We start from the raw sequence: 13,690 nt of genomic DNA on the forward strand, positions 1-13,690 counted from the left end.
ATAATATATAATAGCAAAGGGGCACATCATCGATGTTGCCCCTTTGCTATTATGTCCCTTAGCGGGTGATCCATTAATTATTTTCCGCGTACGTTCTGAAGTTCTCGAGGATAGCCTGCCAGCCGGCTTGCTGCATCTCTACGGAGTGGGTGTCTTCAGCCTCGAAGGTCTCCACAATATGGGTTTTGCCGCCTTCTTCCGAAAAAAGCACTTTTACTTTACGGTCATCGCCCAGGGTATAGGCAATTACCTTATTGTCGGTTACTTCAGTGTATACACCACCGAAATCGAAGCTGAAGCTGCCATCCTTGGCGGCCATGGTGGTAGAGAAAGTACCGCCCACACGCAGGTCATTGCTTGCTTTGGGCGCATGCCAGTCTGGCGATGCAAAAGCCCAGCTCATGATATGTTGTGGTTCGTTCCAATACTGCCATACTTTGGCTACAGGGGCATTTACGGTTGTTTCTACGGTGATCTTGGTTCTGTTAATCGTTTCCATGATTATACTTTTAAGGTGATGTGTTTGTGTTTGATTGATAAAGCAAACTTACAGCGTGCAGGCAAAACACCCAATGGGTAAAAACGACAAAAGCGAGGTCGTTTGCGACCCACTAAAAAAAACTTCAAAATCCCTTAATGGTGTTTTCAAAAATGCCTGTCCTTCAGGTATAAAGCCAACCGGCAGTATGGAAAAACCCGAACATATCTGGTTCCTCCTCTCCCGCAACCTGAGCGGGGAGGCATCCACACAGGAAAAAGAAGCATTGATGCAGGCCCTTCAGCAGCAGCCGTGTCTTATGCAGCAATATGAATTATTACAACGTTTATGGAAACCCCAACAGTCGGCCAGTCCGGAAGAGATAACGGCGAGGGTTAGTCAGATCCTGCAACGCTCGGCCCTGGAATCGGTAGAACAGGCGTCACCGGTAGAGCAGGAGTACAATGAGCAACCGGTTTCGCGTGTTGCGCGACTACGCTACCTCCGACCGGTACGCTGGGCAGCCGCGGTGGCAGGCATCATCCTGGCTGTCTACACCTGGCAACAATACCACCTGGTGCCATCAACAACCGGCAACGAGATCGTTGCGAAAAAAGGCAGCAAGACCCGCACCCTGTTGCCCGATGGGTCTACCGTATGGCTCAATGCAGGTTCCTCCATTACGTATGATCCGGTGTTTGCCGGTAATACCCGCGAAGTGACCCTGCAGGGCGAAGCCTTTTTCGATATTGTGAAGCAGCCGGACAAACCTTTCATCGTACATGCCGGCGATCTCAACATTCGCGTATTGGGCACCGCCTTCAATGTGAAATCCTACGCGGAAGAACCTACCATCGAAACAACACTCATCAGGGGGCTTATACAGATCACCCGCCTGGCCGATTCGGCAGGAGCGCCGATCTACCTGCACCCACATCAGAAAATAGTACTTGCCAGAGCAGAGCATGGATTGGCTCCTGCGCCAGTCATCGCAGCCGCGCAGAGCGCCGCGGTTAAACCCGAAGACGCTATCGTGAATCTCGATAGCAGCCTGAAAGAAAATGAACGTTTCGAAACAGCCTGGCTCTATAACCGGCTCGAGTTTAGGGGCGAAAGGTTTGAAGACCTTGCCAAAAAGCTCGAACGCTGGTACAACATCACCATTCATTTTGAAGACGAACCCGTGCGCCAGTTGGTATGGACGGGCTCCCTCGAAATAGAGACCACCGAACAGGCATTCCGGGCCCTGACCGAAGCCCTGCCTTTCCACTATGAAATAAAAGGGAATGATATCTATATCCGGTCCGGCGACCCGGCAAAATAACCGGTTGGGGAAGCCGTAAAAAGTAACGGAGAATGTTGCAGCATTCCCCGTTGTACTACAGGTTAAAAATTGGTGTATCCGCCGCCATGGGCGGCGGGAATTGTTAACCCATAATGATCACAAAGTATGAAAAGTTTTCTAACGGAAACCCGTTGGCCTTGCAGGGCCACGCGGCATCCTATGCTTTCCAAAGCACTGCTTGTTATGAAATTGACTACGATTTTGCTTATTGCCTTCGCCCTCAATGTGTCAGCCACGGGCTTCGGTCAGGAAAAGCTGAACTTCCGGTTTAAAAAGACCGAAATAGCTGGCATACTCACCAGCATCGAAAAAGCAACCCATTACCGTTTTCTTTACAACGATCAGTTGCCGAATATCCGCCAGAAGGTCAACCTCGAAGTGCAGGATGCCAGCATCCGCCAAACCCTCGATCAATTGCTCGAGAAAACAGGATTGATCTATCTGCAGATGGAAAATAACCTGATCGTGATCAAACCACAGCCTGCCGTACGCAAAGAGAAAACCATTACCGGCCGCATTACCGACGATGCCGGCCTGCCATTGACGGGCGTCTCAGTAAAAGTTAAAGGAACCGAACGCGGCACTACCACCAATGAACAGGGTATATTCACCATTGGCGCCAATGAGGACGAAACACTCATCTTCTCTTATGTTGGCTACGAACCCCAGGAGGCAAAGATCGGCAGCCGCAGCACCATCAATATCGCGCTGTCATCGACCACCAAAAGCCTGGAGAATATTGTAGTGATTGGCTATGGCGCCGTGAAGAAAAGAGACCTTACCGGCGCTGTGGTATCGGTAAAAAGTGATGAGATCAAAAAGGTTCCTTCGGGCAACGTTATGGAAAGCCTGCAGGGCAAACTGCCCGGCGCCGATATTACCCGCATGAGCGGCTCTGCCTCTTCCGGTGTCAATATCGTGATCCGCGGCAACCGCTCCCTCATGGCCAGCAATGCCCCGCTCGTGATCGTTGACGGTATACAATACAATTCTTTTCAGGACATCAACTCCAACGATATACAATCGCTCGAAGTGTTGAAAGACGCTTCTTCTACCGCGATCTATGGTTCACGAGGTGCCAATGGCGTTATCCTCATCACCACCAAACGCGGCAGCAACGGCAAACCGAAGATCAGCCTCAACTCTTATTATGGAGTCTCCGACCGGTCAGACTATCCCACTTACATGAGTACCCAGCAATACCAGGCCTGGAGAAGAGAAGCCAACCGCAAGATCGACCTCGCAGGCGTCAACCCCGCCGGCATATGGTCAAGTCCCGCCAATGACGGCGCCCTGTTCAGTGCCGAAGAATTAAAGAATATCGGAAACGGCATCAATACCAATTATTCCGACCTGCTGTTTCGCCGCGGCAACCAGCAGGAACACCAGGTAGGGGTAGCGGCCGGCAATGATAAAACCAAGGTATACCTCTCCCTCAATTATTATGGCGAAAAAGGATTGTTGAAAGGCGATGAGTTGAAACGTTATACCGGCCGCATGAATGTAGACCAAACGCTGGGCAAACTGGCCAAAACGGGTATGCAGATGCAGCTTACCTATTACGATATTGACACCCGCACCAACCCGATGGATGAAGCCAGCAAAGTAGCCCCCTGGTCAACGCCTTACGATAGCGCCGGTAACATCATCCTGTCTCCGGTCAATGACCAGGCCCGCTGGAACCCGCTGGCCGATGAACAGCCGGGCGCAGCCACCAACAATACGCTCATCACCCGTACCCTCGCCGCCACCTACCTCGAACTAACGCCCTTGAAAGGACTCTCGCTCAGGAGCAACCTCGGTTTCGTATTTACCGATTCGCGGCAGGGCGCATTCTTCGATGTGAACTCGTTATCGCAAAGAGGCCTCCGCACCCTCGGCTTTGGCGTAGCATCGCGCGGACGCAACATCAACTGGGAAAATATCCTTACTTATAACAAACAATTCAACGATCATAATTTCACCCTCACCGGCATTACCACCTTCCTCGAGATCAACAATGAGTTCATACAGGCCCAGGGCAACAAGCAGATACTGCCTTCGCAATTGTTCTATGCCCTGCAGAACTCCACCGAAAACCTCGCCATCAGCAGCGGATACACCAAGGAGAATCTGCTGTCTTATGCCGGTAGGATCAATTATTCATTCAAGGGAAAATACCTCGCCTCGGTAAGCGTGCGCACCGATGGCTCATCGAAACTTGGCTCGGGCAACAAATGGGATGTATTCCCCGCAGCGGCGCTCGCCTGGCGCATCAGCGATGAGCCCTTCCTGCAAAACGTCACCAACCTCAACGACCTTAAATTGCGGGTAAGCTATGGCATCACCGGCAGCGATGCCATCACGGCGTATAAAACTCAGTCTACCCTGATACGCATACCCAATGCCTTTGGAGAAAATCCGGCACTTGGTTTCACCTTCAGCGATACCATCGGCAATCCTAATTTACAATGGGAAAAGACCAGGGCTTTGAATTTCGGTATCGACTTCGGTCTTTTCGGTAACCGGATCACCGGTAGCATCGATGCCTATCAAACAAAGACCACCGACCTGCTCACCATCCGCAAGTTGCCCGCCTCTTCCGGCGTGTCGGCCACTTTCGACAACGTAGGCAGCACCCAAACCACGGGAATAGACATCAACCTGAATGTAGCCGTTATCCGCAAAAATGATATTAGCCTCAACGCGGGCCTCAGCTTCTTCACCGCCAAAGAAAAGATCACCCAATTGGTAGGCGGCATCGACGATCCGCTCAACGAATGGTTCATCGGTCATCCCACCCGTGTATCCTACGACTTCAACAAGATCGGCATCTGGCAACTGGCCGATTCGGCCCAGGCGAAATTGTATAACCAGAAACCCGGCGATATCCGCGTGGAAGACCTCGGTACAAAGGACACGATTATTAGTTCCAACAGGGATAGAAAAGTGGTAGGTCAACTGGTACCCAAATGGAATGCGGGACTCAATATCGACTTCAGGTACAAGAATTTCGATCTCAATGTATTCCTCTTTGCCCGCATGGGACAAACCATGGAATACGCTTATTACGGCCGCGTACACCTGCCCGGCCGGGAAAATGGTGCCATCGTCAACTACTGGACGCCGGAGAACTCCTCCAACGATTTTCCTCATCCGCGCACCAGCAGTTCCTTTGCCGCACTGCCCTATTCATCGACGCTGGCCTATGTAGACGGCTCATTTCTGAAGATCAGGAATATCTCACTCGGTTATAATCTGCCCAAACCATTCCTCAGCAAATACGGCGTAAACGGCATGCGCATTTACGTAACCGGTAAAAACCTGTTCACCTTCTCGAAGATCGATAACTACGATGTGGAAAGGGGAGGGGCGCTCAACGATCCGCTCACCAAACTGGTCGTGGCGGGCATCAATGTCGACTTCTGATCAAAAGCAAAAGGAATCGTAACAACAAAAATGAAATCATGAAACGCATTATCATATACCTGTTGATCATCACAACATCGCTTGTGCTGGCAACAGCCTGCAATAAAAAACTGGAAGAATACAATCCCGGTGGTCTCACGGCCGATGTGGTGTTCAATACGCCGGCAGGGTTTGAAGCCGGCGTCAGCGCGGCCTATAGTTACAACCGGCACCTTTGGGGCAAAGAAGCCGGTTATCATTTGTACGAGGCTTCAAGCGACCTGTGGATGAGCGGTGTCGATGATCCCAATACCGAGATCACCCAGTTCACCAACGGTCTCAACTCCAACAACGCCATCATTACGGCCAATTGGCAGCGACTCTATTCGGTGATCAATCTTTGCAATGCCCTGATCGCACGTGTACCACAATCGGGCCTGTCGGATGCACTCAAGGCAACACGCGAAGCCGAATTGCGCATGTTGCGTGCCTGGTATTATTATACCATCGTAGAAACCTGGGGAGGCGTACATTTTACACTCGAAGAAACCAAGGGCATCGTAACAGCGGCCAACCGAAAGCCGGTAGATACTTTTTACAATCAGATACTGGCCGATCTGCGCTGGGCTGCTCCCCGCCTCCCGAATACCACCAGCGATAATGGCCGCATAACCCGGCCGGCAGCCGAAGCATTCCTGTCGAAGATGTTCCTGTACACCAAGAACTATGACAGCAGTTATTACTATGCCAACAGGGTGATCAATGATTATGGACTGGCGCTGCAAACCAGCTATGCAGCGCTCTGGAACATGAGCAACCAGGTCAATAAAGAGATCATCTGGGCCGTCAACTATTCCACCAACCTCTCCCTCAACGATTTTCAGGGGCCGGCCGGCGCCATCGTGTATCCCGGCGGTCACCCGCGCGGAGCACACAACGGGCACCTCATGTTCCTGCAGAAATACGATGTGCGTCCCGGCATGGTGCGCGATATACCGTACGGTCGTCCCTTCAGCCGCTACCTGCCTACCCGCTTTTTGCTCGACCTCTATGACGAAACCAAAGACAGCCGGTATGCGGCCAGCTTCCAGGATACCTGGTTCAGCAACAAAACCGCCAATACCACCTACGAGCGAACCCTCACCACCGGGGTTAAGCAGAATTTTACCATCAAGCCCGGCGACACCGCCCATTGGATTCCCAAACGCACCGTCGTCTCCAACGAGTTCCGCGACAGCCGCCCCTACGAGATCTTTGACCGTAGCAATGTGTTCAACGCGAGTGGCACGCCGAAGAATACCTCCAACTTCATTTCCCTGAAGAAGTTCCTCGACCCCACCAGGCCCACCGTCCCCGAGCAGCAAAGCGCCCGGGACGCCGTCATCTTCCGCCTGGCCGATATTATCCTTATTGCCGCCGAAGCCAAGTTCATGCTTAATGAACCCGGCGAAGCTGCCAAATTGATCAACAAGGTACGCAGCCGTGCCGTGCTGGCCCCTTTGCCGGCCAACACCCTCGATATCAAGGATACGGATGTTTCCATCGATTTCATCCTCGATGAAAGGGCGCGTGAACTGGCGGGCGAACAATGGCGCTGGTTCGATCTAAAACGCACCAATAAGCTGGTGGATCGGGTAAATCTCTACAATCCGCAGGCAACTGCCAATATCAAAACCTATCATACCCTGCGTCCTATACCGCAATCGCAGATCGACGCTGTATCCAATAAAACCGAGTTTATCCAGAATCCCGGATACAATTAAGGCAAATCACTACGCCGGCACTGCCGGAGGTCACAAGCGAAAACAAGAGCCAGGTTTCGCAGAAACCGTGGTACAACCAACAAAAGCGGCCGGCCCGGTGTCTACCGGGCCTCCCGGCCGTAACGGGCTAAACGCAAATACAGCTTACTACTCGGCTATTGCACGGCGCCGGTCATCAAAACCGGAGGCCGAACTTTGCACGCAGAGAACCCTAAAAAGCCTCCTTTTGTTAAATATATTGCCGGGTGTCCTGCTACGTACGGAGGCCCGCAAAAACGAAAACGCTTTCGGCAACGTTTGCGTAAAAAAACAGTGGAAATGAGTTCGTTAATAATGAATAACTGTTTACAATTGTTGTCCGATCCAGGGCTTGCCATAGCTACTTGGACCGGCCAACTGCCTGTTCAAATTAAAATATTGATGAATATCACCCGTGCGATGGATCAGATCAAATTGAAAAAGACCACCCTGTATATATCAATGCTTATAATAGGGTGCTCTGCGATGCTGGCCGCTACTGCTCAAACTTTGCCCAAAGTAGCCGCTACTTCCTTCCGGAAAGACACGTTCAATATTACCCGGTACGGCGCCACCGCCGATGGGGTAACCCTCAATACGGCGCCAATTGCCAAAGCCATAGACGCCTGTAACAAAAAGGGCGGCGGCGTAGTACTGGTGCCTGCCGGCTTGTGGAATACGGGACCTATCGTGCTGAAAAGCAATGTAAACCTGCACCTGGTGAAAGGTGCCGTATTGCAGTTCACGGACGACTTCAACCAATATCCACTCGTGCAGGGCAATTGGGAAGGATTGCCCCAATGGCGAAACCAATCGCCCGTTTCGGCCGAAGGGCAAACCAATATTGCCATCACCGGCAACGGCATCCTCGACGGCAATGGCGATGCCTGGCGTATGGTGAAGAAAGACAAGCTCACCGAAAGCCAGTGGAAAAAGCTGGTGGCATCCGGTGGCATCAGCACCGATGGACGCACCTGGTACCCCTCCGATAAAGCATTGAAAGGATCGCAGATGAAGAACCCCGGCGTCATCGATCCGGCAAAACCTGCCGCCTTCTATGATTCCATCAAGGATTTCCTGCGCCCCAATATGGTCGTGCTCACCCAATGTAAAAAGATCCTGCTCGAAGGCGTCATCATACAAAACTCTCCGGCCTGGTGCCTGCACCCGCTTATGAGTGAAGACTTAACCCTGCGCAATGTCACTGTCAAGAATCCCTGGTATGCGCAGAATGGCGACGGCATCGATGTGGAAAGCTGTAAGAATGTGCTCATTGAAAACTCCACCTTCGATGTGGGCGATGATGCACTTTGTATGAAGAGCGGCCGCGATGAGGCCGGCCGCAAACGCGGTATGCCAACCGAAAACGTCATCATCCGCAATTGCATCGTTTATCATGCTCATGGCGGATTTGTGGTAGGCAGTGAAATGAGTGGCGGCGCCCGCAATATCCATGTCAGCAATTGCACCTTCATCGGCACCGATATCGGCCTGCGCTTCAAAACCACCCGCGGTCGCGGTGGCGTAGTGGAGAATATCTACATCAACGATATCTACATGAAAGACATACCCGGCGAGGCCATCCTCTTCGATATGTATTACATGGCCAAAGATCCTATACCGCTCAACGGCGAAAAACGCGAAGCCCCCAAAGTGGAAATACTGCCGGTAACAGAAGCTACACCGGTATTTAAGGATATCTATGTCAACAACGTCGTTTGCAACGGCGCCGAGAAAGGCATCTTCATCCGCGGACTGCCCGAAATGCACATTAAGAACATTCGTTTGCAGAACATGGTGCTGCAGGCCAACAAAGGCATCGATTGCAGCGAAGCCAGCGGCATCAGCTTCAACAATATCCGCCTCATCACCAGGCAAAGCGATCCGGTGGTAGACATATTGAACAGCGACAACCTGACCTTCAACAAGATTAGCTACCAGGACGGGGCCAGTCTGCTCTTCCGCATTGGCGGCGATCGCAGCGGTAACATCGCTATCACCAACACCGATGCTACCAAAGCCAAACAAAAGATACAGTACGAATTCGGCGCCTCTGAAAAAAGCGTCACCCTGAAATAAATCGATTGCTCATCATGAAGAAATTCCTCGCGATAACCTGTTCCCTTGCCCTGCTACATCACGCACAGGCGCAAACCAGCACAAAGATCACCACCACCCCTGCCACCAAATGGTCGCAGGAAATGGCGGCTACGGCCATGAAGATCTGGAGCGACTCTTTTGCCCTTACTCCCAACCGGCCCGCACGCTGGAGCTACGACCAGGGCGTGATCCTGAAAGGTGTAGAAGGTATCTGGAATGCGACTGCCGATGTAAAGTATTACAACTACATCCAGCGCAGCATGGACTTCTTTGTGCAGGAAGATGGCACCATCAAAGGGTATCGTCCGGATGAATACAATATCGACCACGTCAACAACGGGAAGCTGATCCTATTTCTGTATCGCGTAACTGGTAAAGAGAAATACAAGAAGGCTGCCGACCTGCTCCGCAAGCAATTGCTCACACACCCGCGTACCTCCGAAGGCGGCTTCTGGCACAAACAGATCTATCCCTTTCAAATGTGGCTCGATGGCCTCTATATGGGTCAGCCGTTTTATGCCGAGTACGCCAAACTATTCCACGAAGACACCACCTTTAACGATATTACCCGTCAGTTCGTGCTGATGGAAAAACATGCCCGCGATCCTAAAACAGGGTTGCTGTATCATGGATGGGATGAAACCCATCAGCAAAAGTGGGCCAACAAAACCACCGGCGTATCACCCCATTTCTGGTGCCGCGCCCTCGGCTGGTACGGCATGGCTATGGTCGATGCGCTCGATCATTTCCCCGCCAATCATCCCGGCCGCGATTCCATCATCGGTATCCTCAACCGTTACGCCAAATCTGTAGCAAAAGTGCAGGATGCCAAAACCGGGGTATGGTACGATATCGTCGACATGCCCAATGAAAAAGGCAATTACCTCGAAGCCTCCGGATCGGCGATGATCATTTACGCCCTGGCTAAAGGCATACGCAACGGATACCTGCCTGCCACCTTCCTGCCCGCCGTGCAGAAAGGGTATACCGGGCTCGTTAAAACATTCATCGAAACCGACGCCAACGGGCAAACTAACTTAAAAGGCACCGTGAAAGTCTCCGGCCTTGGTGGCAATCCGTACCGCGATGGCAGCTTTGCTTATTATATGAGTGAAGAGGTGATCGTGAACGATCCCAAAGGAGTGGGCGCATTTATCAAATGTGCCGTGGAAGCCGAAATGCTGCCCACGCTCAATCTGGGCAAAGGTAAGACCGTACTGCTCGATAACTGGTTCAATAACGAATGGAAGAAAGACGCCACCGGCACACAGGTGCGTCATCACTATACCTGGGATGATAAGACCTATGGAGGCTTCGCCATGCTGGGCGATATCTTCCGCATCCAGGGCATGCGCACGGCTTCACTTGAAACAGCGCCCACCGCACAAAAACTCAAAAACGCCTCGATCTATGTGATCGTAGATGCCGATACCAAAAAAGAAACGACCGATCCGCATTTCATACAATCGCAGGATATCAAAGCCATCACCGATTGGGTGAAGGCAGGTGGAGTACTGCTCCTGATGGGCAACGACTCAGGTAACTCCGAGTTCGAACACTGGAATAACCTGGGCGCCGCCTTCGGTATCCATTTCAAGGAGAACAGCCTTAACCGGGTGCAGGGCAACCAATACGAACAGGGCGCCTTTTACCCAACCGCGCAGGATGGTATATTCAAAACAGCTAAGAAACTTTACATCAAGGAATACAGCAGTCTCGATCTTAAACAACCGGCAACAGCCGTATTTAAAGATGCCGAAGGTAAAAACATTGTCATGGCAGTGAGCAAACTGGGAAAAGGAACCGTCTTCGCCGTAGGCGACCCCTGGTTCTACAACGAATACGTTGACGGTAGAAAACTGCCGGCAGAATTTGAGAACTACAAAGCGGCAACCGACCTGGTAAAATGGCTCATCGCCAACACGAATAAAAAATAGTGGAGAGACCTGCCACCGGCAGGAGTGCACATGAAGAAGCAACACGCGATACAAAGCAACAGGGAATATACAGGAGACACCTTGACCAGGTTTGGCAGGGCCCTTGTTTTGTTCGTGCTGTTGATAAGCGCCGGCCTTTTGCAGCCCATTACAACGGCTGCGCAAAGCACCCGGCCGATTATCGTATCGCCCGATGGGAAAGGTGATTTCAAGACCATACAGGCAGCCGTCAACAGCCTCTCGGGGCAATCGCCCACACCGCGCCTCATCCGCATTAAGAAAGGCACGTACGCCGAAAAGGTGTACATCGAAAAGCACAACATCATTCTCGAAGGCGAAGGCATGAACGCCACCGTCATAACCGCCTCCATAGCCCGCGATGCCTGGCGCTGCCGGCACAACGACGATTGGGGCGTAGCCACCCTCAACATCGACGGCAACGATATTACCTTGAAGAATCTGGCCGTTGTTAACAGCTTTGGATACGATTGGCATTCGGATACTACCATAGCCTGCCCCCTCGATACGGTCAATCACCAGCGTACCATCGGCAAGGGCAGTCACCAGATGGCCGTGCGCACCATGAGTGCCACCCGCTTTCAGGCCATCGGATGTCTCTTCAAGGCATGGGCCGGTGATACCATGAGCCCCTGGAATGTAGAGCACGGACTCTTTTACTTTAAAGATTGTGTCATGGAAGGCGGCGTGGATTTCTATTGCCCCCGCGGCTGGGCCTACGCCGAGAACTGCCGATTCAAAGCCAATACCGGCGATGCCGCTATCTGGCACGATGGATCGCGCGTAGCCGATTCCAAAACGGTGTTGAACAACTGCAGTTTCGAAGGATACGATGGCTTTAAGCTGGGACGTTATCACCGCGATGCCCAATTCTTCCTCCTCAACTGCACTTTTGCTGCCAACATGGCCGATAAACCCATTTACCGGGTGGGCGCAGGCACCAATATTCAATGGGGCGAAAGGATCTATTATTACAACTGCCACCGGCAGGGTACAACCGACTTCGGCTGGTACGCCAATAACCTGCCCAACGATATTAAACCAGAAACCATCAGCGCCGCCTGGGTCTTTGGCGATCGCTGGAAATTATAAATACAAGTATGAACCTGTCAAGAAAAACAATTGCAAGCATTAAGACACCCGGGCTCGAACAGCCGGCAGCTGGATATTTTGAGTTGCCCGAAAAAGTATTGCAATTCGGCACCGGCGTACTCCTGCGCGGTTTACCCGATTACTTTATTGATAAAGCCAATAAGCAAGGTATTTTCAACGGTCGCATCGTTGTTGTCAAATCTACAGGCAACGGCGCCACCGATGCATTCGCCGATCAGGATGGTCTCTACACACAGTGTGTGCAGGGCATCGACAACGGAAAAAAAGTAGAAGAAAAAATACTCAACGCCTCCATCAGCCGCGTACTGGCTGCGAAAAGCGATTGGGACGAAATACTCAAATGTGCTGCCAACCCCGATATGCAGCTCATCATCTCCAATACCACCGAGGTGGGCATCACCCTGGTGAAAGACAATGTGCACGCTTCACCGCCCGAATCTTTCCCCGGCAAGCTGCTGGCCTTCCTGTACCAGCGTTTCAAAGTATTCCAGGGCGACAAGACCAAGGGAATGGTGATCGTGCCCACCGAATTGATCACCGACAATGGTAAGAAGCTCGAAGCCATCGTATTGGAACTGGCCCACCAGAACGGGCTCGAAACAGCTTTCCTCGACTGGCTCGAAACCTATAACTATTTCTGCAATTCACTCGTTGATCGCATCGTGCCCGGCAAGATGCCCGCAGTACAGCACCAGCAAATGGAAGCCGATAATGGCTACCGCGACGAACTCATGATCATGTCGGAAGTCTACCGTCTCTGGGCCATCGAATCCGACAATGAGCAGGTGCGCCAGGTATTGTCTTTCAGCAAGGCCGATCCCGGCGTGGTAATTGCACCGGATATTAATATATTCAGAGAGCTAAAATTGCGATTACTCAATGGTTCGCATACCTTTAGCTGCGGATTGGCACACCTCGCAGGCTTCCCCACCGTGAAAGCCGCGATGGATGATGCTACCTTCAACGCATTCATCGGTACCCTCCTGCAGCAGGAAATGGTGCCTGCCGTAGCCAGCGAAACCATCTCCGTGCCCACGGCTAAGGATTTCGCCTACAAGGTGTTGGACAGGTATCGCAATCCTTATATCGAACACCTCTGGCTCAGCATCACGGTCCAGTACTCTTCCAAAATGAAAATGCGCAACGTGCCCCTGCTGCTCCGTCATTATGAAAAAGCGGGTAATATACCGGAGTACATGGCGCTTGGATTTGCCGGTCACCTGCTGTTCATGAAATGTACCCTGGCCGATGATGGCAAGTACTATGGCGAATACAACGGAAAAAAATACCTCGTCAACGACGATCATGCCGCCCTGTACGCCGCCAAATGGGCCAATACCGATGTGCCGGCCCTGGTGCAAAAAGTATTGACCGATACTGCCTTCTGGGATACCAACCTGGCGCAGCTGCCGGGCTTCACAGAAGCGGTGACCAATAAGCTCGACTACCTCATCAAGAAAGGCGCCATGGCAGCCATGAAAAGCTTGCAGACAGATGGAGTGACCGCTTGATGAAACCTTTTAAAAAAGAG

At 51.9% G+C, this 13,690-nt stretch carries 8 protein-coding genes; 7 read left to right on the forward strand and 1 reads right to left on the reverse strand.

Features of this window, described 5'->3' with window-relative positions; genetic code table 11:
- Positions 1-73 precede the first annotated feature (73 nt).
- A complete protein-coding gene (locus P2H89_RS14065; RefSeq protein WP_275827804.1) occupies positions 74-499 on the reverse strand; it encodes an SRPBCC family protein in 426 nt (141 codons plus the stop codon).
- 187 nt (positions 500-686) lie between these two features.
- On the opposite strand from P2H89_RS14065, the gene P2H89_RS14070 reads away from it, so the two are divergent.
- From P2H89_RS14070 to P2H89_RS14100, 7 genes are all read left to right on the forward strand, one after another.
- Complete coding sequence (locus P2H89_RS14070) at positions 687-1,802, forward strand: FecR domain-containing protein (RefSeq protein WP_275827806.1); 1,116 nt, start codon at positions 687-689, stop codon at positions 1,800-1,802.
- Positions 1,803-2,006: 204 nt separating this feature from the next.
- Positions 2,007-5,231: a TonB-dependent receptor gene (locus P2H89_RS14075; protein ID WP_275827808.1), complete on the forward strand. Its 3,225-nt coding sequence runs from the start codon at positions 2,007-2,009 to the stop codon at positions 5,229-5,231.
- A 38-nt stretch (positions 5,232-5,269) separates the two neighbouring features.
- Complete coding sequence (locus P2H89_RS14080; RefSeq protein ID WP_275827809.1) at positions 5,270-6,973, forward strand: RagB/SusD family nutrient uptake outer membrane protein; 1,704 nt, start codon at positions 5,270-5,272, stop codon at positions 6,971-6,973.
- 420 nt (positions 6,974-7,393) lie between these two features.
- Positions 7,394-9,070, forward strand: a complete 1,677-nt coding sequence (locus P2H89_RS14085; RefSeq protein WP_275827811.1) for a glycoside hydrolase family 28 protein — start codon at positions 7,394-7,396, stop codon at positions 9,068-9,070.
- 14 nt (positions 9,071-9,084) lie between these two features.
- A complete protein-coding gene (locus tag P2H89_RS14090; protein ID WP_275827813.1) occupies positions 9,085-11,028 on the forward strand; it encodes a glycoside hydrolase family 88 protein in 1,944 nt (647 codons plus the stop codon).
- Between the two features lie 30 nt (positions 11,029-11,058).
- Positions 11,059-12,138: a pectinesterase family protein gene (locus P2H89_RS14095; RefSeq protein WP_275827815.1), complete on the forward strand. Its 1,080-nt coding sequence runs from the start codon at positions 11,059-11,061 to the stop codon at positions 12,136-12,138.
- Between the two features lie 8 nt (positions 12,139-12,146).
- Positions 12,147-13,670, forward strand: coding sequence for a tagaturonate reductase (locus P2H89_RS14100; protein ID WP_275827817.1), 1,524 nt, complete (start codon positions 12,147-12,149; stop codon positions 13,668-13,670).
- Positions 13,671-13,690 lie beyond the last annotated feature (20 nt).

Source organism: Paraflavitalea sp. CAU 1676, assembly GCF_029223285.1.
Lineage (GTDB): Bacteria > Bacteroidota > Bacteroidia > Chitinophagales > Chitinophagaceae > Paraflavitalea.